This is a genomic window from Leifsonia sp. 21MFCrub1.1 (assembly GCF_900107895.1).
Classification (GTDB): Bacteria; Actinomycetota; Actinomycetes; order Actinomycetales; family Microbacteriaceae; genus Leifsonia; species Leifsonia soli.
Genome location: NZ_LT629867.1, coordinates 2,012,762 through 2,038,501, shown reverse-complemented (window position 1 = coordinate 2,038,501; position 25,740 = coordinate 2,012,762). Strand labels below are relative to the sequence as shown.

The 25,740-nt window shown below is 71.1% G+C and carries 17 protein-coding genes; 12 read left to right on the top strand and 5 right to left on the bottom strand.

What is annotated here, in order from left to right; all coding sequences use genetic code 11:
* Positions 1 to 166 precede the first annotated feature (166 nt).
* The 3 genes from BLW09_RS09660 to BLW09_RS09650 all read left to right on the top strand — a co-directional run bounded on the left by BLW09_RS09660 (position 167) and on the right by BLW09_RS09650 (position 4,059).
* The gene (locus tag BLW09_RS09660; protein ID WP_089911662.1) at positions 167 to 2,065 is read left to right on the top strand and encodes a hypothetical protein; all 1,899 of its coding nucleotides are present in this window, start codon (positions 167 to 169) and stop codon (positions 2,063 to 2,065) included.
* A 168-nt stretch (positions 2,066 to 2,233) separates the two neighbouring features.
* Positions 2,234 to 3,193, top strand: a complete 960-nt coding sequence (locus BLW09_RS09655) for a tetratricopeptide repeat protein (RefSeq protein ID WP_089911659.1) — start codon at positions 2,234 to 2,236, stop codon at positions 3,191 to 3,193.
* An 80-nt stretch (positions 3,194 to 3,273) separates the two neighbouring features.
* Complete coding sequence (locus BLW09_RS09650; protein WP_089911656.1) at positions 3,274 to 4,059, top strand: SDR family oxidoreductase; 786 nt, start codon at positions 3,274 to 3,276, stop codon at positions 4,057 to 4,059.
* 22 nt (positions 4,060 to 4,081) lie between these two features.
* Here the strand turns inward: BLW09_RS09650 and glgB are convergent, their stop codons facing one another.
* Both glgB and BLW09_RS09640 read right to left on the bottom strand, forming a co-directional pair.
* On the bottom strand, positions 4,082 to 6,289 hold the full coding sequence (glgB, locus tag BLW09_RS09645) for a 1,4-alpha-glucan branching protein GlgB (protein ID WP_089911653.1): 2,208 nt from the start codon (positions 6,287 to 6,289) through the stop codon (positions 4,082 to 4,084).
* A 31-nt stretch (positions 6,290 to 6,320) separates the two neighbouring features.
* Positions 6,321 to 8,303, bottom strand: coding sequence for an alpha-1,4-glucan--maltose-1-phosphate maltosyltransferase (locus BLW09_RS09640; protein WP_172824322.1), 1,983 nt, complete (start codon positions 8,301 to 8,303; stop codon positions 6,321 to 6,323).
* 142 nt (positions 8,304 to 8,445) lie between these two features.
* On the opposite strand from BLW09_RS09640, the gene glgP reads away from it, so the two are divergent.
* The gene (gene glgP / locus BLW09_RS09635; RefSeq protein ID WP_089911650.1) at positions 8,446 to 11,019 is read left to right on the top strand and encodes an alpha-glucan family phosphorylase; all 2,574 of its coding nucleotides are present in this window, start codon (positions 8,446 to 8,448) and stop codon (positions 11,017 to 11,019) included.
* 89 nt (positions 11,020 to 11,108) lie between these two features.
* On the opposite strand, the gene BLW09_RS09630 is transcribed toward glgP, so the two are convergent.
* From BLW09_RS09630 to glgX, 3 genes are read right to left on the bottom strand one after another with little or no spacing between them, the layout of a single operon-like run.
* Entirely contained in the window at positions 11,109 to 11,525 is a 417-nt protein-coding gene (locus tag BLW09_RS09630) for a GNAT family N-acetyltransferase (RefSeq protein ID WP_089911647.1), read from the bottom strand.
* Positions 11,513 to 12,010: a Cys-tRNA(Pro) deacylase gene (gene ybaK / locus BLW09_RS09625; RefSeq protein WP_089911644.1), complete on the bottom strand. Its 498-nt coding sequence runs from the start codon at positions 12,008 to 12,010 to the stop codon at positions 11,513 to 11,515. The genes BLW09_RS09630 and ybaK overlap by 13 nt, the downstream gene beginning before the upstream one ends.
* Positions 12,010 to 14,088 (bottom strand): glycogen debranching protein GlgX, encoded by a 2,079-nt coding sequence (glgX, locus tag BLW09_RS09620; RefSeq protein ID WP_089911641.1) that lies wholly within the window; start codon positions 14,086 to 14,088, stop codon positions 12,010 to 12,012. The genes ybaK and glgX overlap by 1 nt, the downstream gene beginning before the upstream one ends.
* A gap of 45 nt (positions 14,089 to 14,133) precedes the next feature.
* On the opposite strand from glgX, the gene BLW09_RS09615 reads away from it, so the two are divergent.
* The 8 genes from BLW09_RS09615 (at position 14,134) to gatB (ending at position 25,740) form a co-directional block, all read left to right on the top strand.
* A complete protein-coding gene (locus BLW09_RS09615; RefSeq protein WP_089911638.1) occupies positions 14,134 to 15,315 on the top strand; it encodes a cysteine desulfurase family protein in 1,182 nt (393 codons plus the stop codon).
* 86 nt (positions 15,316 to 15,401) lie between these two features.
* A complete protein-coding gene (mnmA, locus tag BLW09_RS09610; protein WP_172824194.1) occupies positions 15,402 to 16,502 on the top strand; it encodes a tRNA 2-thiouridine(34) synthase MnmA in 1,101 nt (366 codons plus the stop codon).
* 200 nt (positions 16,503 to 16,702) lie between these two features.
* Complete coding sequence (gene ligA / locus BLW09_RS09605; protein ID WP_089911635.1) at positions 16,703 to 18,961, top strand: NAD-dependent DNA ligase LigA; 2,259 nt, start codon at positions 16,703 to 16,705, stop codon at positions 18,959 to 18,961.
* Positions 18,962 to 19,194: 233 nt separating this feature from the next.
* Positions 19,195 to 20,475 (top strand): alpha/beta hydrolase, encoded by a 1,281-nt coding sequence (locus tag BLW09_RS09600; protein ID WP_089911632.1) that lies wholly within the window; start codon positions 19,195 to 19,197, stop codon positions 20,473 to 20,475.
* 53 nt (positions 20,476 to 20,528) lie between these two features.
* Complete coding sequence (locus BLW09_RS09595) at positions 20,529 to 22,289, top strand: alkaline phosphatase family protein (protein ID WP_089911629.1); 1,761 nt, start codon at positions 20,529 to 20,531, stop codon at positions 22,287 to 22,289.
* Between the two features lie 65 nt (positions 22,290 to 22,354).
* Positions 22,355 to 22,666, top strand: coding sequence for an Asp-tRNA(Asn)/Glu-tRNA(Gln) amidotransferase subunit GatC (gene gatC, locus BLW09_RS09590; RefSeq protein WP_089911626.1), 312 nt, complete (start codon positions 22,355 to 22,357; stop codon positions 22,664 to 22,666).
* A gap of 6 nt (positions 22,667 to 22,672) precedes the next feature.
* A complete protein-coding gene (gatA, locus tag BLW09_RS09585) occupies positions 22,673 to 24,220 on the top strand; it encodes an Asp-tRNA(Asn)/Glu-tRNA(Gln) amidotransferase subunit GatA (protein WP_089911623.1) in 1,548 nt (515 codons plus the stop codon).
* Entirely contained in the window at positions 24,220 to 25,740 is a 1,521-nt protein-coding gene (gene gatB, locus BLW09_RS09580; protein ID WP_089911620.1) for an Asp-tRNA(Asn)/Glu-tRNA(Gln) amidotransferase subunit GatB, read from the top strand. The genes gatA and gatB overlap by 1 nt, the downstream gene beginning before the upstream one ends.

Here is a 25,740-nt window from a genome sequence, read left to right as displayed (position 1 = left end):
GGTGGACTCGCTGCGCGCGCGCCGCGTCGATCCTACAATTCGGGGGTCTACGCCCGCACGGGGGGATGCGCGAGCGTCCAGGCAAGGGTTAGCTGCCTTTCAGGCACGTCCGGTATCGTCGTGTGACTGTGCCCGCCCCCGAACTTCGGCACACGAGGAGTCTTGTTTGCGTTTCGTACTCGCCATCGTCGCGTTCGTCGTCGCCGCGGTCATGATCGTGGCCGGTATCGCGCAGCGCACCGTCTTCGCTCCGCCCACCCACATCGAGGCCGGCACGTCCGTCTCCGGCGACACGCGTTACGTGGTCGTCGACGGGTCCGTCCTGAACGCGCACCCCGGCCAGCAGACGCTGACCGTGACCGGTGCGCCCGACGGCGCGAAGCAGGTTGTGGCTTACGGCCGTACAGCGGACGTCAAGGCCTGGCTCGGCGATCAGAAGTACGTCGAAGTCGGCTACCGCACCGCTACGGGCAAGCTCACGACCAAGAGCGTGACGCCGAAGTCGGGCACCAAGGACGAGGGCGCGGCGGACGAGGGCGCGGCGGTCGGCTCGACCGCGACGCCTTCGCCTGCTGCCACGCCGTCCGCGTCCGAGTCCGCCGGGGCCGCGTCCGGCTCGACGAGCGGCGACGCCGCGAAGACCGCCGGACCGAACCCCGCCGGCTCCGACCTGTGGCTCGAGGAGTTCGACGGCGAGGCGGCCCAGGTCACCCGCATGAACATCCCGGACGACGTCAGCGTCATCGTCGCCTCTGACGGCACCAAGGCCGCGCCGTCGCGCGTCACGGTCACCTGGCCGGTCGACTCCAGCACGCCGTGGGCGTTCCCGCTGATCATCGGCGGTATCGTCCTGCTGCTCATCGGCATCGCCCTCTACCTCTGGGGTCTCTACGCGCACCGCCGCTCGCGCGGCCCCCGCCGGAAGAGCGGACCGAAGATGCCGAAGCTCCCCAAGGCCCCCAAGTACAAGCCCACCGCCATGATCGAGACCACCCCGCGCGGCCGCCGCTCGACCCGCCGCGCCCGCGTGATCATCCCCGCCGCCCTCGCCGGAGTCCTCGCCCTGACGGGGTGCACGGCGGGCACGGGCGCCGCGACCACGCCGACCAAGACCGCGACGCCGCTCGCCACCGAGGCGCCCGACGCCAAGGACCAGCTGCCTCCCGCTGTCACCGTGCCGCAGCTCGAGCGCATCGTGAAGCGCGTCTCGGAATCCGCCGCGCAGGCGGACGCCAAGGCGAGCCCCGACCTCGCCAAGGAGCGTTTCACCGGGCCGGCCCTCCAGCTCCGCGAAGCCAACTACGCCATCCGCGCGAAGAAGTCCGACGAGCCGGCGCTGCCCGCGATCCCGGCGAGCCCGATCGTGCTGTCGCTCCCGCAGGCCACCGACGCGTGGCCGCGCACCGTGGCCGCGGTGATCGAGACGCCGAAGGACGCCAAGGGGACCGCGCAGGCGCCGATCGCGATCACCATGGTGCAGGAGACGCCGCGCGACAATTACCAGGTGGAGTACGCCGTCTCGCTCGAGCCGAAGGCCAAGGTCCCGAACCTGGCGCCGGCGAGCATCGGCTCCGCGGTCGTGCCTCCGGACTCCAAGCTGCTCGCGCTTCCTCCCCAGAAGGTCGCCGCCGCCTACGGAGACATCCTGATGAACGGCGACAAGAGTCAGTACGCGAACCTGTTCAGCGCCGAGGGCGACACCCTGCGCACTCAGGTGGGCGCGGACTGGAAGGCGAAGCAGAAGGCCGCCGTGCCGGCCACCGCATCCCTCGAGTTCACGAGCCAGCCGGGGGCGGGGACGGACGTCGCCATGGCCACCAACGACTCCGGTGCGATCGTGTGGACGGACCTGCAGGAGTCGCAGGTGCTCAAGGTCGTCGAGGCGGGTGCCGAGGTGAGCGCGGGAGCGACGGCTGCGGCGCTGACCGGCGCCGCCTCGTCCAAGACGGGCATCGAGTCCACCTTCGGCTACCAGCTGGCGTTCTACGTGCCGCCCGCGGGCTCCGATGCGAAGATCACGCTGCTCGGCTTCTCCCAGGGCATGATCGCCGCCAAGCAGCTCTGATCGCCCCGTCGAGTACGCAAAAACTGCACGCTTTCCCCCCGGCGAGCGTGCAGTTTTTGCGTACTCGACGGGGGTGCGGAGGGTGCTCGGGCGCGCGAGGGCGGCACGGACGCGAGTATCCTTGATTCTCGTGCTGTTACGCGACGCGCGCACGCATCTGGAGGAACAATGAGCAACGTCCCGCCGCCGCCCACCAACCTGCGCGGAGCAGTCGACCTGAGCTCCCTCGTCAATCGCCCGCCTGCCGGCGAGGCGCCCGCGGGGGAGTCGCCCGCCGGCGCCCTCACCCTTCCGAGCCTGTTCTTCGAGGGCACGGACGCGAACTTCAACGACTTCATCGACCTGTCGATGCGGGTGCCGGTGGTCGTCGACCTCGGCACCGAGCGCTCCGACCAGTGGAAGCAGTTCACCGCCGTGCTCGACCGCGTCGTCGCGGGCTTCGGAGGACGGCTCGTGCTGGTCAAGGTGGATGTGGATGCGAACGCGCAGCTGGCGCAGGCCTTCCAGGCCCAGTCGGTACCCGCGGTGGCCGCGCTCGTGGCCGGACGTCCCGTCCAGCTCTTCGTCGGCGCGCTGCCCGAGTCGCAGATCAGCGATGTCTTCGAGCAGCTCCTGCAGCTCGCCGCGCAGAACGGCGTGACCGACACCGTCACGGTCGAGGGCGGAGCGGCGCCCGACGCCGACGCCGCGGCCGAGCCCGCTCCGGAACCCCCGCTCCCGCCGCTGCACGCCGAGGCCTACGACGCGATCGAACGCGGCGACTACGACGGCGCGATCCGCGCCTACCGCACCGCGATCGCCCAGGACCCCCGCGACACCCTGGCGGTCGCCGGACTCGCGCAGGTGAGCCTCCTGGCGCGCCTGAGCGGCCACACGGCCGACGAGCTCCGGTCGGCCGGGGCGCAGGCTCCCGACGATGTCGACGCCCAGCTGGGCGTCGCCGACCTCGACATCTCGGGCGGCCACATCGACGACGCCTTCGATCGTCTGCTCACCCTCTTCCCGAAGCTCGATGCGAACGGCAAGGAGACCGTGCGCACGCGCATCCTCGACTATTTCGAGATCGTCGGCGTCGACGACCCCCGCGTCGGCAAGGCCAGGGCTAGGCTGGCCTCGCTGCTGTACTGAGCCCGTCCCCACCGGGAAGCGCGGCAGCCCATCGTCGTGCCGGACATCTCCGGCAGTCGAAGCCGAGGGAGAGACCCCCCATGTCCCGTGTGCTCGTCATCGGAGGCACCGGCCTGGCCGGGCGCGCCGTGACCGCAGAAGCGGTCGAACGCGGCCACGAGGTGGTCGTCGCGGCCCGCCGCGCACCGGACGACGACTCCGAGCAGTACGTCCTCGGAGCCGCATACGTCACGGCGGACATCGTCACCGGCGACGGCCTCGAGGAGGCGGTGGACGGCGTCGATGTGCTGATCGACACGAGCAATGCGGTCGGCAAGCAGGCCGCCCATGTCTTCGCCACGGGTGCGCGGAACCTCGTGCACACCGCCGCCCGATTCGGTGTGCACCGCGCCGTGCTGCTCTCGGTCGTCGGCACCGACCGGTCGGCGTACGGCTACTACCGTGCGAAGGCCGCGCAGGAGCGCGTCTACCTCGACTCGCCGCTCGACACGCGGGTGGTGCGCGCCACCCAGTTCCACGACTTCGTCACCGCGATCTTCGACCGGGGGAGACCGCTCGGCGCCATCCTCGCGCCCTCCGGGGTGCGGTTCCAGCCGATCGCCGTCACCGACGTTGCGCGTGTGCTGGTCGACGCCGCCGAGGGGGCGGGGGAGCCGGACAGCGTGATCGCCATCGGCGGCCCGCGCGTGGAGTCGGCACGCGATCTGGCCGAACAGCGCAAGCGGGCGAGCGGGAGCCGTCGCTACATCCTGCCGATCCGCCTCGGCGGAGCGCTCGGAAGCACCTGGCGGGCCGGCCGGAACCTGGCGCCGGAGCACGCCGTGGACGGCGTCGGCTACGGCGCCTGGCTCGAGACCGGGGCCTGAGCCCCGGCCTTCGGAGAGCCGGTCAGCGGCGTGGCTTCAGCCACAGCGCGCCGAGCGGCGGCAGGGTCAGCACCGCCGATGCCCGGCGGCCCATCCACGGTTCGTCGACCGCCGTCACGGACCCGAGGTTGCCGACTCCCGACCCGCCGTACGCTTCCGCGTCCGTGTTGAGCAGTTCCTCCCACTCGCCGGCGAACGGCAGCCCGATGCGGTACCCGTCGTGCGGTGCGCCCGAGAAATTGAAGAGCATCGCGATCGGCTCGCCGTCGCGGTCCTTGCGCAGGAAGGCGATGACGTTGCCCTGCGCATCGGACCCGTCCAGCCATTCGAACCCGGCGGGCTCGTTGTCCAGGGCCCACAGCTGCGGGTTCTGGCGGTAGACGGCGTTCAGCTGCGCGACGAGGTTCCAGAGGCCCTGGTGCGCCGGCTGGTCCAGGATCCACCAGTCGAGACCGCGCTCCTCGCTCCACTCCGACGGCTGGCCGAACTCCTGGCCCATGAAGAGCAGCTGTTTGCCCGGATGCCCCCACATGTACGCGAGGAACGCGCGCACGTTCGCCAGCTGCTGCCAGTGGTCGCCGGGCATCTTGGTGAGCAGGGAGCCCTTGCCGTGCACGACCTCGTCGTGGCTGATCGGGAGCAGGAAGTTCTCGCTCCAGGCATAGACGAACGAGAACGTGATCTCGCTGTGGTGGTAGCTGCGGTACATCGGGTCCTCGTGGATGTACTGCAGCGAGTCGTGCATCCAGCCCATGTTCCACTTCAGGCCGAAGCCGAGGCCGCCGGAGGACGTCGGCGCGGTCACCCCCGGGTAGCTGGTCGACTCCTCGGCGATCATCACAGTGCCGGGGTTGCGCTTGTACGCGGTCGCGGTGACCTCCTGCAGGAAGCCGATCGCCTCCAGGTTCTCGCGCCCGCCGTGGATGTTCGGCTCCCACTCGCCGTCGGCGCGCGAGTAGTCGAGGTAGAGCATGGAGGCGACGGCGTCGACCCGCAGACCGTCGACGTGGAACTCCTCCAGCCAGTACAGGGCGTTCGCGACGAGGAAGTTGCGGACCTGCGAGTTGCCGTAGTCGAAGATGTAGGTGCCCCAGTCCTTGTGCTCGCCGCGGCGCGGGTCGGCGTGCTCGTAGAGCGGCTGGCCGTCGAACCGGGCCAGTGCCCAGTCGTCCTTGGGGAAGTGGCCGGGCACCCAGTCCAGGATGACGCCGATCCCAGCCTGATGGAGCCGATCGATGAGGTACTTGAGGTCGTCAGGGGAGCCGAACCGGCTCGTCGGCGCGTAGTAGCCGGTGACCTGGTACCCCCACGAACCCCCGAAGGGGTGCTCGGCGAGCGGCAGGAACTCGACGTGCGTGTAGCCCAGGGCTCCGACGTAGTCGATGAGCTGGTCGGCGGCGTCGCGGTAGCCGAGTCCCGGCCGCCAGGAGCCGAAGTGCAGCTCGTAGACGCTCATCGGCCCCGCGTGCGGGTCGGTTTCGGAGCGGCGGCGCATCCACTCGTCGTCCGCCCACGCGTGGTCGCTGACGGTGATGCGGGAGGCGGTGGCCGGCGGGATCTCGGCGAACTGCGCCATCGGGTCGACCTTGCGGACCCAGCGGCCGTCCTGCGCGAGCAGGTCGAACTTGTAGATCTCCCCGGCGCCGATGCCGGGAACGAACAGCTCCCAGACGCCGGAGGCGCCCATGTTGCGCATCGAGTGGAGGGTGCCGTCCCAGCCGTTGAAGTCGCCGACCACGCGCACGGCGCGGGCGTGCGGCGCCCAGACCGTGAACGCGGTCCCGACGACGCCGCCGAGGTCGCGCACGTGCGCGCCCAGGGCCGTCCACAGCGTCTCGTGCCGTCCCTCGCCGATCAGGTGGAGGTCGAGCTGGCCGATCGTCGGGAGGAAACGGTAGGGGTCGTCGGCCGTCCACACGATGCCGTCGTCGTAGCGCGCCTCGATGAGATAGGCACCGGGGCCGACGATGTCGACGCCCTGCCAGATGCCGTGCCCGACGTGGGCGAGCTCGATGTGCGCGCCGGTGGGGAGCACCGCGACCACCTCGGCGGCGAGCGGGCGGAGTGCCCGGATGACCGTGATGGGGTCGGCGACGCCCGGCGCGGCGACCTGGTGCTGGCCGAGGATCGCGTGCGGGTCGTGGTGGCTGCCCGTCGCCACGGCCGCGAGCAGCGCGTCGTCCAGGGCGGGCAGGTCGACGGCGGCGGCACCTTCGGGGATCGGGGACATGGCGGTACTCCTCAGGTTGTCTTCTGGTCGGTCACAGCGGTCGGACGGCCAGGATGTGCACGGGTTCGGTGAACGCGTCCAGGCGCACGTAGTCGTCGGCGCCCCAGGTCCAGCGCTGGCCGGTCACCCGGTCCTTCACCTCGAACTGGGAGCCGGCCGGCAGGCCGAGCGCGGTCACATCGAGGTGCACGATCGTCTCGCGCACGGAGTGCGGGTCGACGTTGGCGACGACGATCACCGCATCCGGCTTGCCCGTCCGGGTGAACTTCCCGTCCAGGTACTTCGAGTACACGAGGACGCTGTCGTCCTCGCTGTGGTGGAGGTGCAGGTTGCGCAGCTGCCGCAGCGCGGGGTGCTCGCTGCGCGCCCGGTTGAGCATGGTCAGATAGCCCGCGAGCGAACGGCCCTGCGCCTGCGCCTTGGCGTAGTCGCGCGGGCGGTACTCGTACTTCTCGTTGTCGATGTACTCCTCGGCGCCGGGGCGCGCGACGTTCTCGAACAGCTCGTAGCCGGAGTAGACGCCCCAGGTGGGAGCCGCGGTCGCGGCGATGGCGGCGCGCACCTTGAACGCGGCAGGCCCGCCGAACTGGAGGTACTCCGTCAGGATGTCCGGCGTGTTGACGAACAGGTTCGGCCGCAGGTAGTCGGCCGTCTCGTGAGCGAGCGAGTCGAGGAACTCCTCGAGCTCCTCCTTCGTGTTGCGCCAGGTGAAGTAGGTGTACGACTGCTGGAAGCCGGCCTTCGCCAGGGTGCGGAGGAGGGCAGGACGGGTGAACGCCTCGGCGAGGAACACCACGTCCGGGTCGGTCGCGTTGACCGTGTGGATCAGCCACTCCCAGAAGTGCAGCGGCTTGGTGTGCGGATTGTCGACGCGGAAGATGCGGACGCCGAGCGACATCCAGTGCCGGACGATCCGCAGCACCTCCTGACGCAGCCCCTCGTAGTCGTTGTCGAAGTTGATCGGGTAGATGTCCTGGTACTTCTTCGGCGGGTTCTCGGCGTACGCGATGGTGCCGTCGGGGAGCGTGGTGAACCACTCCGGGTGCTCGGTCACCCACGGATGGTCGGGCGACGCCTGCAGGGCGAGGTCGAGCGCGACCTCCAGGCCGGCCTGCTTCGCCTTCCCGAGGAAGAACGCGAAGTCCTTCTCGGTGCCGAGGTCGGGGTGGATGGCGTCGTGGCCGCCCTCCGCACTTCCGATGGCCCAGGGAGACCCGGGGTCGTTCTCCCCGGCGTCGAGCGTGTTGTTCGGGCCCTTGCGGAAGGTCCGGCCGATGGGATGGATCGGCGGGAGGTACACGACGTCGAAGCCCATCGCGGCGACCTCCGGGAGCCGCTTCGCGGCGGTGCGGAAGGTGCCGGACTTCCACGAGCCGTCTGGCAGCTGCTTCGCGCCCTCGGAGCGCGGGAAGAACTCGTACCAGCTGCCGACGCCGGCGCGCGTCCGCTCCACCTGGACGGCGCGCGTGGCGGAGAGGGTGGGAAGGCTGACGACCGGGCGCTCCGTGAGCACCTGCCGGATGCGGTCGTCGACGGCGGCGGCGAAGCGCTCGTCCACCGTCCGCGTGGTGTCGGCGACGACCTTGGCCGCCTCGGAGAGGTGCCGTCGCTCGGCCGTGCTGCGGCGCTTGTCCTTGGAGGCCGTGACGAGGAGGTCGTGGCCCATCCGCAGCATCAGCTCCACGTCGATCCCGGCCGGGACCTTCACCTCGGCGTTGTGGTGCCAGGTCGCGTACTCGTCCGCGTACGCCTGCACGCGGTAGCGCCAGAGGCCGGTCTGGTCGAGCTGCACCTCCACCTCCCACCGGTCGGTGCCGGGGGTCAGCGGGTGCATGTGGTGCTCGGTCTGCTGCCCCGCGGGGTCGAGCAGGATGAGGTCGACGCCGATCTTGTCGTGCCCCTCCCGGAACGCCGTGGCGCGGAACGGGATGACCTCCCCGCTGAACGCGGCTGCGGCCCAGAGTCCCTCGTCGACCTGGGGGGACAGCTCCAGGATCGGGATGCGGCCGAGCAGGGGCTCGTACGGGCCCGGCTCCGGGGCGCTGGGGGCCGCCTCTGTCGCGGCGGCTACGGACCTGGTCGCTGCGTTCTTCACCACGCACCCGACCGTACACTCATTAACCCGCCCGTCACGCGGCTCGTTTACAGTGGACCGAGTGAAGGCCATCCGAAGATTCACCGTCCGCGCCGTCCTCCCCGAGAACCTCTCAGCACTGGAGGAGATCGCAGGCAACCTCCGCTGGTCCTGGCACGAGCCCACCAAGGAGCTGTTCGCCCGCATCTCGCCCGAGCTGTGGCAGCAGGTGAGGCACGATCCCATCGCCCTGCTCGGCGCCGTCGAGCCGTCGCGGCTCGCCGAGCTCGCCGCCGATCAGGGCTACGTCGAGTGGGCGACCCACATCCGCGACGACCTGCGCGCGTACATCCACGACCCGCGCTGGTATCAGTCGCTCGGCGATGCCGCGCCCCAGACGATCGCCTACTTCTCGCCCGAGTTCGGCATCGCGGCGACACTGCCGCAGTACTCCGGCGGTCTCGGCATCCTCGCCGGCGACCACCTGAAGGCCGCGAGCGACCTCGGCGTGCCGCTCGTCGCCGCCGGCCTGTTCTACCGCTCCGGCTACTTCTCCCAGGCGATCACGCCCGACGGGTGGCAGCTGGAGAGCTATCCGGTCCTCGATCCGGACGGCCTGCCGCTGAGCGTCCTGCGCAACCCGGACGGGACGCCCGTCCAGATCTCCCTCGCGCTGCCGGACGGCGTGCTCCACGCCCGCGTCTGGCGCGCCGCCGTCGGCCGCGTCACGCTGCTCCTGCTCGACACCGACATCCCCGACAACGAGGAGCGCCTCCGCTCGGTGACCGACCGTCTGTACGGCGGCGGCGGCGAGCACCGCCTGCTGCAGGAGCTGCTGCTCGGCATCGGCGGCGTGCGCGCCGTCAAGGCGTGGACCGAGCTGACCGGCGCACCCGAGGCGGAGGTGTTCCACACCAACGAGGGGCACGCCGGCTTCCTCGGGCTCGAGCGCATCTCCGACCTGATCGGCGAGGGGCTCACCTTCGACCAGGCGCTGCAGGTCGTGCGCGCCGGGACCGTGTTCACGACGCACACCCCCGTCCCCGCGGGCATCGACCGGTTCGACAGGGCGCTGGTCCAGCGGTACTTCTCCACTTCGCTCCTCCCCGGCGTGAGCGCGGACGAGGTCCTCCCGCTCGGCGCGGAGGACTACCCGGGCGGCTCGCCCGACGTGTTCAACATGGCGGTCATGGGCCTGCGCCTCGGCCAGCACGCCAACGGCGTCTCGAAGCTGCACGGCGACGTCTCGCGGCACATGTTCAACGGGCTCTACCCGGGATTCGACCCCCAGGAGGTGCCGATCGACTCGGTCACCAACGGCGTCCACGCCCCCACCTGGACCGACCCGATGCTGCGCGCCCTGGCGCTCGAGCGTCTCGGGACGGAGGACACCACGCACGCCGACTGGGGCAACGCGTCGGCCGTCGCCGACGCCGACCTGTGGAGCGTCCGCAACCGGATGCGCGAGCAGCTGGTGCAGGACGCCCGGCGCCGTCTGATGGCGGCGTGGGAGGACCAGAACCCGGGCGGAATCGCGCCGGCCTGGATGAGCGACCTGCTCGACCCGAACGTCCTCACCATCGGCTTCGCCCGTCGCGTGCCGACGTACAAGCGGCTCACGCTGATGCTGCACGACCCGGAACGGCTGCGGCGCATCCTCACCGACCCCGACCGGCCGGTGCAGTTCGTCATCGCGGGCAAGTCGCATCCGGCCGACGACGAGGGCAAGCGCCTCATCCAGAAGCTCGTGCAGTTCGCGTCCGAGGCGGACATCCGCCAGCGCATGGTGTTCCTGCCCGACTACGACATCGGGATGGCGCAGCTGCTCTATCCCGGTACCGACGTCTGGCTGAACAACCCGCTGCGCCCGCTGGAGGCGTGCGGGACGTCCGGGATGAAGGCCGCGCTCAACGGCGCGCTCAACCTGTCGATCCTCGACGGCTGGTGGAACGAGTTCTACGACGGCGAGAACGGCTGGGCGATCCCGTCGGCCGATGCCGCCGGGGACGGCGCAGAGCGCGACGCGCTCGAGGCTGAGGCGATGTACGACCTGATCGAGCACCAGATCGCACCGCGCTTCTACGAGCGCGACGGCGACGACGTCCCGACGGCGTGGGTGTCGCGCATCCGCCACACGCTCTCGACCCTCTCGTCGCCGCTGTCGGCCGAGCGCATGGTGCGCGAGTACGTCGAACGTCTCTACCTGCCCGCGTCGGACTACGAGAACCGCCTGAGCGCGGACGACTTCGCCCGTGCGCGGTCGCTCGCCGCCTGGAAGGAGCGGGTCGAGGCCGCGTGGCCCGGCGTCGCCGTGACGCACGTCGACGCCGGCGGCGTGGATGCGGTGCCGCAGGTGGGCGACGAGCTGCACGTGCGCGCGCTGGTCCAGCTGAACGGGCTGCAGCCGTCGGACGTCGAGGTGCAGGTCGTCTACGGCCGCAGCCGCGACGGTGACGAGCTCACCGACGTCCACCGGCAGGCGCTCGCCGTCGACGGCGGCGTGCCCGGAACCCACGACGCGTCGGTGCCGTTCGAGTTCGTCGGCACCGTCCGCCTGGCCTGGGCGGGCTCGTTCGGCTACACCGTCCGCGTGGTGCCGGTGAACGACCTCCTGCTCACTCCCGCCGAGCTCGGCCTCGTCACCACCGCCTCCTGATCCTCGTCGCCCACCGTCGAGTCCGCGATTCTTGCACGTTCGCACCCCGCGCAGCGTGCAAAGATTGCGGACTCGACGGTGGGGACGGGTCAGCGGGTCATGCGGAGGTAGAAGGCCTCGGCGCGGGGGTTGCCGTCCATCACCCACAGGTAGGCGGGAGCGTCGCCGATCGCCGCGTCGAGCAGTCGCTGGCCCGCGCCGGAACCGTAGGCGCTCGCCAGCAGGTAGATGACCTCCAGCTCGCGATCGCGCGGAGCGTCGTCGTCGCGGCCCGCGCCGGCAGTGGCCCAGCCGATGATCGCGCCGGCCTGCTCGGCGACGAAGGCGTCCGTCTCGCCGCGCTCCAGGATGCGGGTCCAGCCCGCCGCCCGGCGATCGACGTCGAGGGAGGCCAGGAACTCGGCGGGCATCCGACCCGCGTACGCCTCGCGCCACGCCGTGACGTGCACCTCGGCGATGCCGCGCGCATCGCCGACGGTGGCCCGCCGCACCGTCATCTCGTCCATGTCGCGATCGCTCCGAAGGCTCCGCCGGTCGCGCGCAGGAGGTCGGCGGGGGAGAGCTCGACGTCGAAGCCGCGCTTGCCGCCGGAGACGAAGACGGTGTCGAACAGCTGCGCGGTCTCATCCACGACGGTGACGTGGCGGGTCTTCTGGCCGATGGGGCTGATCCCACCGACGACGTAGCCGGTGCGACGCTCGGCGACCGCGGGGTCGGCCATCGTCGCCCGCTTGGCGCCGACCGCTGCGGCGAGCGCCTTGAGGTCGAGCATCCCGGTCACCGGGACGACACCGACGACGAGGCCGAGATCGGTGTCGGCCAGGAGCGTCTTGAACACGCGGTCGGGTTCGACGCCGAGCGCCTCGGCGGCCTCCAGCCCGAACGACGGCGCTGCGGGGTCGTGCACATAGGGATGCGCGCTGAACGGGATGCCGGCCGCCGTCAGCGCGACCGTCGCCGGAGTTCCCGCCGGCGCCTTCTGCCGTGCCATCAGACGCGCGGCCCGTTCGCCCGGTACAGCTGCATGGACGTGCCGCCCACCAGCCGGGTCGCTCCGGGTGGGAACTCGGTCTCGTCCTCCGCGATCGGGACCTCGGTCGCCGAGTCCCAGAGCAGCTGGTACGACGTCACGCCCGGCGCCGCGGGAAGCGAAACCTCCACGTCGTCCTCCACCCCGTGCACGATCAGCAGGATGCGGTTGAACTCCTCCTTGTCGGGGGTCGATGCGGCGAGGTACTGCAGGGTGCGGTTCTCCGGCGAGTTCCAGTCCTCGTCGTCCATCCGCTGGCCGGTCGCGTCGTACCAGTCCATGTGGCTGGCGTTCGGCGTCGTCAGGCCGTCCACGGCGTACCGGCTGGGACGGAGGGCCGGATTCTCCCGGCGCAGCTGCAGCAGCCGCTTCGTCGTGTCGTACAGCTCCCGCTGCTCGCGCGTGCGCAGCCAGCTCAGCCAGGTCAGCTCGCTGTCCTGGCAGTAGGCGTTGTTGTTGCCGCGCTGGCTGCGCCCGTACTCGTCGCCCGCGGTGATCATCGGAACACCGGCGGAGAGCAAGAGGGTCCCGAGCAGGTTCCTGATCGCCTTCGCGCGCGTCAGCAGGACGGCCTCGTCCGTCGTCGGGCCCTCGACGCCGTGGTTGAACGACCGGTTGTTGTCCGTCCCGTCGCGGTTGTTCTCGCCGTTGCCCAGGTTGTGCTTGACGTCGTAGGCGGTGAGGTCGGCCATCGTGAAGCCGTCGTGCGCTGTGACGAAGTTCACCGAGGCGAGTGGTCCGCGCTCCGGCGAGAAGGTGTTGGACGAGCCGGCGAGCCGGGTGGCGAATCCACCGATGCCAACGGGAGCCTGGCCGTTGCGGCGCGCCTCCGCGATGTCGGCCAGCCAGAAGTTGCGCACCCGGTCGCGGTAGCGGTCGTTCCACTCCGACCAGCCCGCGTGACCGTCGGAGGGGCCGGGGAAGTTGCCGGTCTGCCAGCCGCCGAGGCCCACATCCCACGGCTCGGCGATCAGCTTCACACCCGCGAGCGCCGGATCGGACGCCGCCGCGAGGAGGAGCGGATGGTCGCGGTGGAAGGACGCGTCCTCCCCGCGACCGAGCGTCGCCGCCAGGTCGAACCGGAAGCCGTCGATCTGCATCTCGTTCGCCCAGTAGCGGAGCGAGTCGAGCACCAGCCGCTGCGGGACGGGGTTGCCGAAGTCGACCGTGTTGCCGCATCCCGTCACGTCGATGTACGCGCCGGTCTCGTCGTGGCGGTAGTAGGTGGCGTTGTCGATGCCGCGGAAGCTCGTGCGCGGACCGCCCATGCCCTCCTCGGCGGTGTGGTTGTACACCACGTCGAGGATCACCTCGATGCCGGCCAGGTGCAGCAGCTTCACCATGCCCTTGAACTCGGCGAGCACCGCCTCCGGTCCGGCCGCCTGCGCAGCCCGCGACGCGTACGCGCCGTGCGGTGTGAAGAAGTTGAGAGTGTTGTAGCCCCAGTAGTTGGTGAGGCCTTCCTGCTGCAGCCGCTGCTCCGAGACGAACGCCTGGACGGGCAGGAGCTCGACCGCGGTGACGCCCAGATCCTTCAGGTAGGCGATGGTCGACTCGTGCGCCAGTCCGGCGTAGCTCCCGCGCAACTCCTCCGGCACCGACGGATTCAGCCGGCTGATGCCCTTGACGTGCGCCTCGTAGATCACGGTGTGGTCGAGCGGGGTCGCCGGCTTGCGCGCATCCCCCCAGTCGAAGCCGTCGGCGACGACGACGGAACGCCAGCCGTCGGAGCTCACGTGCAGGAGGCCGCGCGCGTACGGGTCGATCAGCAGCGCCTCCGGGTCGAACAGGTTGCCGGGCGCCTGAGGGCCGGACACACGGACGGCGTAGCGGCTGCCGACGGCGAGGGACCGCGAGCGGCCCACCCACACGCCGTTCGCATCCCGGCTCATCGGCACGGTCTTGACCAGCCAATCCGGGTCGTGCTCGTCGAACAGGCACAGCTCCATGGCGTCCGCGTTGGCCGAGAAGACCCTCAGCTCACCCCCGTGCGGCCCGACACGGACACCCAGGTTGCGCAGGGGATCGGTCGAGGTCATGCGATCTAGAGTAGTGACACACGCCTGGATACTTCGGAGGGCACCGTGCCGGTCTACCTCGACCACGCCGCCACCACGCCGATGCGCCCGGAGGCGATCGCCGCCTACACCGAGGCCATGGGCGTCGTCGGCAACCCGTCGAGCATCCACAGTCAGGGACAGCAGGCCAGGCGGATGCTGGAGGAGGCCCGCGAGACAGTCGCGGCGACCCTCGGCGCGGATCCGATCGAGGTGGTGTTCACCTCCGGCGGCACGGAGGCGATCAACCTCGCGATCAAGGGGCTGTTCTGGGCGAGGAATGACACGGCCCGCCGCCCGCGCATCCTCGTCCCGGGCGGAGAGCACCACGCGACCGTCGACACCGTCGAGTGGCTGGAGCGGGCCGAGGGGGCCGAGATCGGCTGGCTGCCCCTCGACGGAGACGGCCGCATCGCGGTGCCCGACGGGATCGCCGGAGGCGACACGGCGCTGCTGACCTTCCTGGCGGTGAACAACGAGGTGGGGACGATCCAGCCCGTGTCCGCGCTCGCCGCGGTCGCGCGGTCGGCGGGGGTTCCCGTCCACGTGGACGCGGTGGCGGCGTACGGGCACCTGCCCCTCGACTTCGCCGCGCTCGGTGTGGACGCGCTCAGCGTCTCGGCGCACAAGATCGGAGGGCCGGTGGGGATCGGCGCGCTCGTGCTGAGCCGCGCATCCACCGTCGTCCCGCTGATCCACGGCGGCGGCCAGCAGCGGCAAGTGCGCAGCGGGACGCAGGACGTCGCGGCAGCGGTGTCGTTCGCGGCCGCGGCCCGGCTGGCGGAGGCGGAGCGCGAGGCCGAGACGGACCGGCTGTTCGCGCTGCGCCACCGGCTGATCGCTGGGGTGCGGGCCGTCGTTCCGGAGGCGGTGCTCAGCGGACCGGAGCCGGACACGGGGGAGCGGGTGGCATCCAACGCGCACTTCACCTTCCCGGGCGCGCAGGGCGACTCTCTGCTGTTCCTGCTCGACCTCGCGGGGGTGTCGGTGTCCACCGGCTCGGCATGCCAGGCGGGCATCCCGGAGCCGTCGCACGTGCTCCTCGCGATGGGACGCGACGAGGCGGAGGCGCGCAGCGCGCTGCGGTTCACTCTCGGTCGCGGGTCGACCGACGCGGATGTCGACGCGCTGCTCGCGGCGCTGCCCGGCGCGTACGCGCAGGCGTCGCGCGCCGGCCTCGCGGAGCGCGCGCCGCGCCTGGGGCGCTAGCGCCCGCCGTCCTCGTCCGTGGGATCGAGATGTGGCGCACATCTCTCGAGGAGTGGGCGGCGTTGGGCGGCGGGTAGAATCGGCGGGTGAAGGTTCTGGCGGCGATGAGCGGTGGTGTCGACTCCGCAGTGGCGGCGGCACGTGCCGTCGAAGCGGGGCACGACGTGGTCGGAGTGCATCTGGCACTGAGCCGGATGCCCGGGACGCTGCGCACCGGCAGCCGCGGCTGCTGCACGATCGAGGACTCGATGGATGCGCAGCGCGCCGCGAACATCATCGGCATCCCGTACTACGTGTGGGACTTCTCCGAGCGCTTCAAGCTCGACGTCGTCGACGACTTCATCGCCGAGTACTCGGCCGGCCGGACGCCCAACCCTTGCATGCGCTGCAATGAGCGCATCAAGTTCGCCGCCCTGCTGGAGAAGGCGCTCGACCTCGGGTTCGACGCGGTCTGCACCGGGCACTACGCCGCCATCGTCACCGATGAGGACGGCAACCGCGAACTGCACCGCGCGAGCGCCTGGGCGAAGGACCAGTCGTACGTGCTGGGCGTTCTGACCGCCGAGCAGCTGGCGCACGCGATGTTCCCGCTCGGGGCGACCCCATCCAAGGCGGAGGTGCGGGCGGAGGCGGCAGCGCGCGGTCTGAGCGTCGCGAACAAGCCGGATTCGCACGACATCTGCTTTATCCCCGACGGCGACACCCGCGGCTGGCTGGCCGAGCGGGTCGGCACGGCGACGGGGGACATCGTCGACCGCGAGGGCAACCGGCTCGGCACCCACGAGGGCGCCCACGCGTACACGGTCGGCCAGCGGAAGGGCCTGAACGTCGGCTACCCGTCTCCGGACGGCCGGCCGCGGTTCGTGCTCGAGGTGCGGCCGAAGGAGAACACCGTCGTGGTCGGGCCGCGCGAGGCGCTCGACATCGCCGAGATCGCCGGCTCCCGCTACACCTGGGCGGGGATGGCTCCCAGCGACCCCGCGACGCCCTTCGCCTGCGAGGTGCAGATCCGCGCGCACGCCGACCCGGTGCCCGCTGTCGCGTCCGTCACCGGCGGAGAGCTCGTGATCCGTCCGGACGTGCCGCTCAACGGCGTCGCCCCGGGCCAGACGGCCGTCGTCTACGTCGGCACCCGCGTTCTCGGCCAGACAACGATCGACCGCACCGTCTCCGCCGTCCCCGTCTGACCCGCACGCGCTCCGCCCCCCTCCCCGCTCTCCCGCGCTCCGCCCCACCGTCGAGTCCGCGATTTTTGCACGCCCGCGGCGCGTGTCGCGTGCAAAAATCGCGGACTCGACGGCGGGGGCTCGACGGCGGGGGCTCGACGGCGGGGGCTCGACGAGGGAGGCGGGGCCGCGGCGTCGGGGGTCGCGAATAAGCTTGGGGGGTGGCGATCGAGACGACGACCGACGACCAGCCCGCGGAAGCGCGGGCCGAGGCGCAGCAGCTGACGACGCGCATCCTGGAGTTGCGCGACGCGTACTACGAGCGCGACACGGTGCTCGTCAGCGACGAGGAGTACGACCGCATGATGCGGCGGCTGGAGGAGCTCGAGCGGCTCCATCCGGAGCTCCAGTCGCAGGACAGCCCGACGCAGACCGTCGGCGGCCGCGCCCAGACCACCCTGTTCGCGCCTGTGCAGCACGCCGAGCGGATGCTGAGCCTCGACAACGTCTTCTCCCTGGAGGAGTTCGAGGCCTGGGCCGCGAAGGTCGAGCGCGACGCCGGCCGGCGCGTCGACTACCTGTGCGAGCTGAAGATCGACGGCCTGGCGATCAACCTGCGCTACGAGAACGGCGTGCTCGTCTCGGCGGCGACCCGCGGCGACGGCGTCGTCGGCGAGGACGTGACGGAGAACATCCGCTGGATCCCCGCCATCCCCGCCCGGCTCGCGACCGACGAGCCGCCGGCGCTCGTGGAGGTGCGCGGCGAGGTGTTCTTCCCCGTCGCCGAGTTCGAGGAGCTCAACGCGCACCAGCAGGAGGCGGGCGAGCGCGTCTTCGCCAATGCCCGCAACGCGGCGAGCGGGTCGCTCCGGCAGAAGGCCGAGGGCAAGAACCCGGCGCAGTTGGAGCTCATGCGCGACCGCCTGCGCCGGCTCCACATGCTCGTCCACGGCATCGGCGCGTGGCACAACCCGCCGGTCGACGCGCAGTCGAAGGTGTACGACCTGCTCAAGGGCTGGGGCCTCCCGACCTCGACGCACTTCCGGGTCGTCGACGACGCCGCGAAGGTCGACGAGTTCATCGAGTACTACGGCCAGCACCGCGGAGCGGTCGAGCACGAGATCGACGGCATCGTCATCAAGGTGGACGAGCTGGCCCTGCACGACGAGCTGGGCGCCACCAGCCGAGCGCCCCGCTGGGCCATCGCGTACAAGTACCCGCCGGAGCAGGTGAACACCAAGCTGCTCGACATCGTCGTCAGCGTGGGCCGCACCGGCCGGGCGACCCCGTTCGCGGTCATGGAGAAGGTGCGCGTCGCCGGCTCCGAGGTCCGTCAGGCCACCCTCCACAACCAGGAGGTCGTCAAGGCGAAGGGCGTGCTCATCGGCGACACCGTCGTGCTGCGCAAGGCGGGGGACGTCATCCCCGAGGTCCTCGGCCCGGTGGTCGAGCTGCGCGACGGCACCGAGCGCGAGTTCGTCATGCCCGAGAACTGCCCCGAGTGCGGCACCCGGCTGGCGCCCGCGAAGGAGGGAGACATCGACCTCCGCTGCCCCAATGCCGAGTTCTGCCCGGCCCAGGTGCGCGGCCGGGTCGAGCACATCGGCTCGCGCGGAGCCCTCGACATCGAGGCGCTCGGCGAGGTCGCGGCCGCCGCGCTGACGCAGCCGCGCTTCCCCGCGGAGCCGCCGCTCCCGACCGAGGCCGGGCTGTTCGGGCTGACCCTCGCCGACCTGTTCCCGATCGAGGTCGTGGTGCGGGATTCGGAGACCGGACTGCCGAAACTGACCGACGCGGGGGAGGAGAAGGTAGACACTCCGTTCCGCCGTCGCCGCCAGAAGAAGGACGGCCCGTTCGACCCCGCCGCGGAAGAGTTCTCGGGCGACGAGCTGCATGTGCCGTCGAAGAACGCGATCGAGCTGCTCGCCAACCTGGCCGCGGCGCGCGAGAAGCCGCTCTGGCGCATCCTGGTCGCCCTGAACATCCGCCATGTCGGCCCGGTCGCCGCTCGAGCGCTGGCGAACCACTTCGGGTCTCTCGACGCGATCCGCTCGGCATCGCGCGACGAGCTCGCTGCCGTCGACGGCGTCGGCGGCATCATCGCTGACGCCGTGCTGGCGTGGTTCGAGGTGGACTGGCACCGCGAGATCATCGAGAAGTGGGCCGCGGACGGCGTGCAGTTCGCGACCCCGGGGCACCCGGGCCCCGGGCGTGCGGATGAGGCGGGCGGCGTGCTCGCCGGCCTCACCGTCGTCGCCACCGGCTCGCTCGAGGGATTCACGCGCGAGGGTGCGCAGGAGGCGATCATCGCCGCGGGCGGGAAGGCCGCATCCAGCGTCTCGAAGAAGACCGATTTCGTCGCGGCGGGGCCGGGCGCCGGGTCGAAGCTCGCGAAGGCGGAGGAGCTCGGCGTGCGCATCATCGATGCCGCCCAGTTCAAGACGTTGGTGGAAGAGGGCCCCGCAGCGCTCGATTCCTGAGGATTTCGGTCCTCCTTCTCGCGGACAGGCGATGAATTCTCCCCCTGAATCGGGGGTAGAACGGCTCGCCGTCGGCCACCCGTTCACGGGTAGAGTCGAAGCGTGCGCTCCCCCCGGACGCACATGCAAGGGCTTAGCTCGCTCGCTCTCGGAGGGACCCGGACGGAGTGCTGGTCGGCTTTGCAGCTGTTCTCACTGTTACCTCGGCGGTCTCCGGACTGACCGGGGCCTTTGTGCTGCCTGCCGACGCCCCCGCTGCGCCGATCGCGGCGGTGTCCTACGCCTCCGTCCCGGTGCCCGGCGCCTCGGCCTCCGGCCCCGTCTCGGACGTCCCCGCCGGGCCTGCGGCGCGCTCCGCGTCGACGGCACTGCTCGGCGCCATCGCGAGCGTGGACGCATCGGCGCTCCCGTCGTTCCTCGACGCCAACCGCGCCAAGCTCGACGCGCTCCTCCTCGACGCACCGGCCGCCGTGGATGTGAGCCGGCTCTGGAACCTCATCGACCCCGACAAGCAGAAGGCGCTCATCCAGGCCGCCCCGCACGTCATCGGCAACCTGGAGGGTGTGCCCTACGACGTGCGCGGCCGTGCCAACAGCCTCGACCTCAAGCAGACCATCGCCAGCGTCACCCGAACGCTCAAGACCGAGCACGGGCGCGCGGAGCGGGTCGCGCTGCAGCGGCAGCTCAAGACCCTGCACAACGTCTCCACCGCTCTCGCGAAGCACGACGGGGTCGCGAGGACGCTGGTGACCCTCGACCCGTCGGCGGACGCCAAAGCGGCGATCGTCGTCGGCGACATCCGCACGGCGGACTACGTGAGCGTGCTGGTCCCGGGCATGTACATGTCCGTCGGGGAGCAGATCGAGGCGTGGGCGAAGGTCGCGCAGGAGCAGTACGACCTGCAGACCGGTTTCCTCCGCCGCATCCTCGGCCCGCGCGGCCACGGGGGAGCCCCGGGCGTCGCGGTCGTCGCCTGGATCGGCTACCAGACGCCGGTGCTCACCAACATCGGCGGGACGGCCCTGGCGGAGCAGGGGGCGGACAGCCTGGAGCGCACGCTGGAGGGCATCCGGGCGCTGCGCGGCGCCGACCAGCCCTACCTGAGCGTGTTCGCGCACTCCTACGGCTCCACGGCCGCGCTCATGGCGCTCGAGCGGCACACGGTGACGGTGGACGCGCTGGCCCTGATGGGATCGCCGGGGAGCGCGGCGCAGTCGGTCGCCGGACTCGCGGTGAGCGACGGGAACGTGTTCGTCGGAGAGGCGCCGATGGACCCGATCGTCAACAGCGCTTTCTTCGGCAGCGACCCCGGCTCGCCCGGGTACGGCGCGAAGCCGATGGGGGTGGATGGCGCGGTCGACCCGCTGACGCACGCGTCGCTCACCGGCTCGTCGGGCCACAATGCGTACTTCACCGCGGGGACCGAGTGCATGAGGAACCTCGCCATGATCGGCATCGACCGCGGCGACCTGGTCATCTCCGGCACGAGCGCCGCCACCACGTCGTCGCACTGAACGCATCCCGAGCCTCTGCGCGTGTGTCGGCGGGGCAGCACATAATGGATGGGATGCGACCGGACGACGACCCCTCCCGCCCCGAGCCCCGCGGCTCCAGCAGGCGTGCGTTCCTCAAGGGCGCCGGGCTGGTCGCCGCGGGCGCGGTCACCGGAGGTGCGGCAGGCGGCGCGGCGGGCGCGGCGTTCGGCGTCGCCGCCGGGCAGACCTCCCCGACCGCGGACGAGTCGGGCGAGGAGTACCCGCCGCTTCCCCCGCGAGGCGGAGGGCCGGGGTTCGACCACCTGGTCGTGCTCATGTACGAGAACCGCTCGTTCGACAACCTGCTCGGTCACCTCTACGACGAGGAGACCCTGCCGGAGGGCAAGCGGTTCGAGGGGCTGGCATTCGGCGACTACAGCAATCCCGACCCCGCGGGCGGCCCGGACATCCCCGCGCACATCTACCAGGGCACCACCGACTTCGTGATGCGGCAGCCGTCGCCCGACCCGGGTGAGGTCTATCCGCACGTCAACACCCAGCTGTACGAGGTGATCGATCCGCCGTCGAACGCGGATGCGCGCCTGCGCGAGATGCAGCCGCCGTACAACGCGCCGAAGCCGGGGGCCCGGCCGACCATGCACGGTTTCGTCCGCGACTATCAGGGCGTGCTCCGCAAGGACACCGGCCGCGAGCCGGGTGTGGACGACTACCGCCGGGTGATGGGCGGCTTCTCGCCCGACATGCTTCCGGTCTTCTCCACCCTCGCCCGGCAGTTCGCCGTCTACGACGACTGGCACTGCGCCGTGCCGTCGCAGACGTTCTGCAACCGCTCGTTCTTCCATGCCTCCACCTCGCACGGCTACGTCGACAACGGGGGAGCCGAGGGCCTGCGGAAGTGGTTCGACCCGAAGAACGACACCCCGACCATCTTCAACCGGCTGGAGGAGGCGGGCCGCAGCTGGCGGGTCTACTTCGACGACCGGCAGCTGATCTCCCTGACCGGATTCATCCACGCGCCGGCGCTCGAGCCGTACTGGAAGACCCACTTCCGCACGATGTCGCAGTTCTACGCGGATGCGGCCGAGGGCACCCTGCCGGATTACGCGTTCGTCGAGCCCCGGCTGCTCTACGACCACAACGACATGCACCCGCCGGGCGGTCCGATGACGGGGGAGGACGTCGACGGCGAGGTCATCGTGGGCGGCGCGATCTCCGACGTGCGCGCGGGCGACCTGCTGCTGCACCGCGTGTACTCCGCCATCCGCTCGGCACGCAGCGCGAAGGGCTCGAACGCGCTCAACACCATGCTGCTGGTGACGTTCGACGAGCACGGCGGCACCTACGACCACGTTCCGCCGGGCCCTGCGACCCCGCCCGACGACAGCGGCCCCGGCGAGAACGGCTTCGGGTTCGACCGCCTCGGCGTGCGGGTCCCCGCCATCGCGATCTCCGCCTACACCGAGCGCAACACGATCATCCACGAGGAGATGCACCATTCCGCGGTCGTCGCCACGCTCTGCAAGAAGTTCGGGATGAAGCACCTCACGGCGCGCGACCGCGGCGCCCGCACGATCGACAACGCGATCAACCGCACGTCACCGCGGCAGCCGGGGACGTGGCCGGACACGCATCCGCAGTACCTCCCCGCGAACCCCGAGTCGGACGCGCCTGCTCCCCAGGACGAGGACCGCCCGCTGAGCCCGCCCGGCGTCGGTCTCGTCGGTCTGCTGATGGCGCGCTACGGCGCGCCCGGCGCAGCGGTGCCGCGCACCTACAAGGAGGCGTACCACGCGGTGGACGGGCTGGGGCGCGGGCTGTTCGGCTCGCCCTAGAATCGAGAGGGCGGGCCGCGACACCGGCTCCCGTCACCCACCACCGAATCCACGGAGACGCACCCTTGTCTGAAACCAGCGCAAGCGAGATCAGCGCAGAGCAGGTCGCGCACCTGGCCAACCTCGCCAGGATCGACCTCAGCCCGGAAGAGCTCGAGAGCCTCACGAAGGAGCTCGGCCAGATCGTCGAGTCCGTCGCGAAGGTGCAGGAGGTGGCCGGGCCGGATGTGCCGGCGACCAGCCACCCGCTCCCGCTCACCAACGTGTTCCGCCGGGACGAGGTGCGGCCGTCGCTGACCGTCGAGCAGGCGCTGTCCGGTGCTCCGGAGCGCGAGGGCGACCGCTTCAAGGTGCCCACCATCCTGGACGAGGAGTAGGACGACATGACCGATCTGATCAGGCTCTCCGCCTCCGCCCTCGCCGAGAAGCTCTCCGCGGGAGAGGTCTCGTCCGTCGAGGCCGTCCGCGCCCACCTCGACCGCATCGAGTCCGTCGACACCGACGTGCACGCATTCCTCCACGTCTCCGCCGAGAAGGCCATCCGCACGGCCGCCGAGATCGACGGCCGCCGCGCTGCCGGCGACCCGCTCGGACCGCTCGCCGGGGTCCCCATCGCGATCAAGGACGTCCTCGCGACCGAGGACATGCCGTCCACCTCCGGCTCCAAGATCCTCGAGGGCTGGATCCCGCCCTACGACGCGACCGTGGTCCGCCGCCTCCGCGAGGCCGACCTCGTTCCGCTCGGCAAGACGAACATGGACGAGTTCGCCATGGGCTCCTCCACCGAGCACTCGGCGTACGGCCCGACCCGCAACCCGTGGGACCTGGAGCGCATCCCGGGCGGATCGGGCGGAGGCTCGGCCGCGGCCGTCTCGGCCTTCGAGGCGCCGCTCGCACTCGGCTCCGACACCGGCGGCTCGATCCGCCAGCCCGCCGCGGTGACCGGCTCCGTCGGCGTGAAGCCGACCTACGGCGGCGTCAGCCGGTACGGCGCGATCGCCCTGGCGAGCTCGCTCGACCAGGTGGGCCCGGTGTCGCGCAGCGTGCTCGACGCCGGCCTCCTGCACGACGTCATCGCCGGTCACGACCCGCTCGACTCCACCTCGCTCACCGACACCTGGCCGTCGATGGCGGACGCCGCCCTCGCCGGCCGGCGGGAGGGCGCCCTGACGGGCGTGCGCGTCGGTGTCATCCGCGAGATCGCCGGCGACGGATTCCAGGCGGGCGTCAAGCAGCGCTTCGACGAGGCGCTCGCCCTGCTGGAGTCCGCCGGGGCGGAGATCGTCGAGGTCAGCGCCCCGAGCTTCGAGTACGCGGTCGCCGCGTACTACCTGATCCTCCCCGCGGAGGCGTCGAGCAACCTCGCTCGTTTCGACTCGGTGCGCTTCGGTCTGCGCGTCGACCCCGCCGACCCGCCCGTGACCGTCGAGCGCGTCATGGCCGCCACGCGTGATGCGGGCTTCGGCCCGGAGGTCAAGCGCCGCATCATCCTGGGCACCTACGCCCTGAGCGCCGGCTACTACGACGCCTACTATGGCAGCGCGCAGAAGGTGCGCACGCTCATCCAGCGCGACTTCTCGGCCGCGTTCGAGCGGGTGGATGTGCTGGTCAGCCCGAGCGCGCCGACCACCGCGTTCAAGCTGGGCGAGAAGATCGACGACCCGATGGCGATGTACCTGAACGACATCACCACGATCCCGGCGAACCTGGCCGGGGTGCCGGGGATGGGGCTCCCGATCGGCCTCGCGCCGGAGGACGGCCTGCCGGTCGGCCTCCAGCTGATGGCGCCGGCCCGCGCGGACGCCCGGCTCTACACGATCGGAGCGGCGCTCGAGCAGCTCCTCGAAGAGAAGTGGGGCGGCCCGCTGCTCAGCCAGGCGCCGGATCTGACCGCCACCGAGATGTTCGCGAGCGAAGAGGGAGCCGTCTGATGGCGAACGCCACTGCCCACACAGCGGAGCTGATGGACTACGAGAAGGCGCTGGAGCTGTTCGAGCCCGTTCTCGGCTTCGAGGTCCACGTCGAGCTGAACACCAAGACCAAGATGTTCTGCGGCTGCGCCAACGAGTTCGGCTCCGGCGCGAACACGAACACCTGCCCCACCTGCCTCGGGCTCCCGGGCGGAATGCCGCAGGTGAACGAGAAGGCGATCGAGTCGAGCATCCGGCTGGGTCTCGCGCTCGGCTGCGACATCGCCGCGTCGAGCCGCTTCGCCCGGAAGAACTACTTCTACCCGGACCTCGCCAAGAACTTCCAGACCTCGCAGTACGACGAGCCGATCGCGCACGACGGCGCGATCACCATCGAGCTGGAGAACGGCCGCGAGCTCACGATCGAGATCGAGCGCGCGCACATGGAGGAGGACGCGGGCAAGCTCACCCACGTGGGCGGGGCGACCGGCCGCATCCAGGGCGCGGACTACTCCCTCGTCGACTTCAACCGCGGCGGTGTTCCGCTTGTCGAGATCGTCACCAAGATCATCGAGGGCGCCGAGGCGGACGCACCGGAGGTCGGCCGGACGTACGTTCGCGCCATCCGCGACATCGTGAAGGCGCTCGGCGTCTCCAACGCCCGCATGGAGGAGGGGAACGTGCGCTGCGACGCGAACGTCTCCCTGCGCCGCCGCGGGTCGACGGAGCTCGGCACACGCACCGAGACGAAGAACGTCAACTCGCTGCGCTCGATCGAGCGCGCGGTTCGCTACGAGATCCAGCGACAGGCCGCGATCCTCGAGGCGGGCGGCACCATCGTCCAGGAGACGCGCCACTGGCACGAGGACTCCGGCACGACGAGCGCCGGCCGCCCCAAGTCGGACGCGGACGACTACCGCTACTTCCCGGAGCCCGACCTCGTTCCGGTCGCCCCGAGCAGCGAGTGGATCGAGGAGCTCCGCGGAACGCTCCCGGAGCAGCCGTCGCTGCGCCGGAAGCGCCTGACCGCCGAGTGGGGCTTCACCGCGCTCGAGTTCCAGGACGTCGCCAACGCCGACCTCCTCGACGAGGTCGAGGCCACGATCGCCGCCGGCGCCACCCCCTCCGCCGCGCGCAAGTGGTGGACGGGCGAGATCGCACGACTCGCGAACGCGCAGAACGTCCCCGCCGGCACGCTGGTCAGCCCGCAGAACGTCGCCGAGCTGGCCGCGCTGATCGAGGCGGGAACGCTCACCGACCGCCTCGCGCGTCAGGTGCTCGAGGGCGTCATCGCGGGGGAGGGACGGCCCCAGGAGGTCGTCGACGCCCGCGGGCTCGCGGTGGTCTCCGACGACGGCGCGCTGATCGCGGCCATCGACGACGCGCTGGCGGCACAGCCGGACGTTCTGGCGAAGATCCGCGACGGCAAGGTGCAGGCCGCCGGCGCCGTCATCGGCGCCGTCATGAAGGCGATGCGCGGTCAGGCGGACGCGGCGCGCGTGCGCGAGCTGGTGCTCGAACGCGCGAACGCCGCCGAGTAG

What these genes read in the sequence shown, in the direction of transcription:
- gatB (WP_089911620.1), top strand. Translation starts at nt 24,220, where the DNA reads ATGGCGAACGCCACTGCCCACACAGCGGAGCTGATGGACTACGAGAAG.
- ybaK (WP_089911644.1), bottom strand. Translation starts at nt 12,010, where the DNA reads ATGGCACGGCAGAAGGCGCCGGCGGGAACTCCGGCGACGGTCGCGCTG.
- BLW09_RS09630 (WP_089911647.1), bottom strand. Translation starts at nt 11,525, where the DNA reads ATGGACGAGATGACGGTGCGGCGGGCCACCGTCGGCGATGCGCGCGGC.
- glgX (WP_089911641.1), bottom strand. Translation starts at nt 14,088, where the DNA reads ATGACCTCGACCGATCCCCTGCGCAACCTGGGTGTCCGTGTCGGGCCG.
- BLW09_RS09655 (WP_089911659.1), top strand. Translation starts at nt 2,234, where the DNA reads ATGAGCAACGTCCCGCCGCCGCCCACCAACCTGCGCGGAGCAGTCGAC.
- BLW09_RS09650 (WP_089911656.1), top strand. Translation starts at nt 3,274, where the DNA reads ATGTCCCGTGTGCTCGTCATCGGAGGCACCGGCCTGGCCGGGCGCGCC.
- glgB (WP_089911653.1), bottom strand. Translation starts at nt 6,289, where the DNA reads ATGTCCCCGATCCCCGAAGGTGCCGCCGCCGTCGACCTGCCCGCCCTG.
- gatA (WP_089911623.1), top strand. Translation starts at nt 22,673, where the DNA reads ATGACCGATCTGATCAGGCTCTCCGCCTCCGCCCTCGCCGAGAAGCTC.
- BLW09_RS09595 (WP_089911629.1), top strand. Translation starts at nt 20,529, where the DNA reads ATGCGACCGGACGACGACCCCTCCCGCCCCGAGCCCCGCGGCTCCAGC.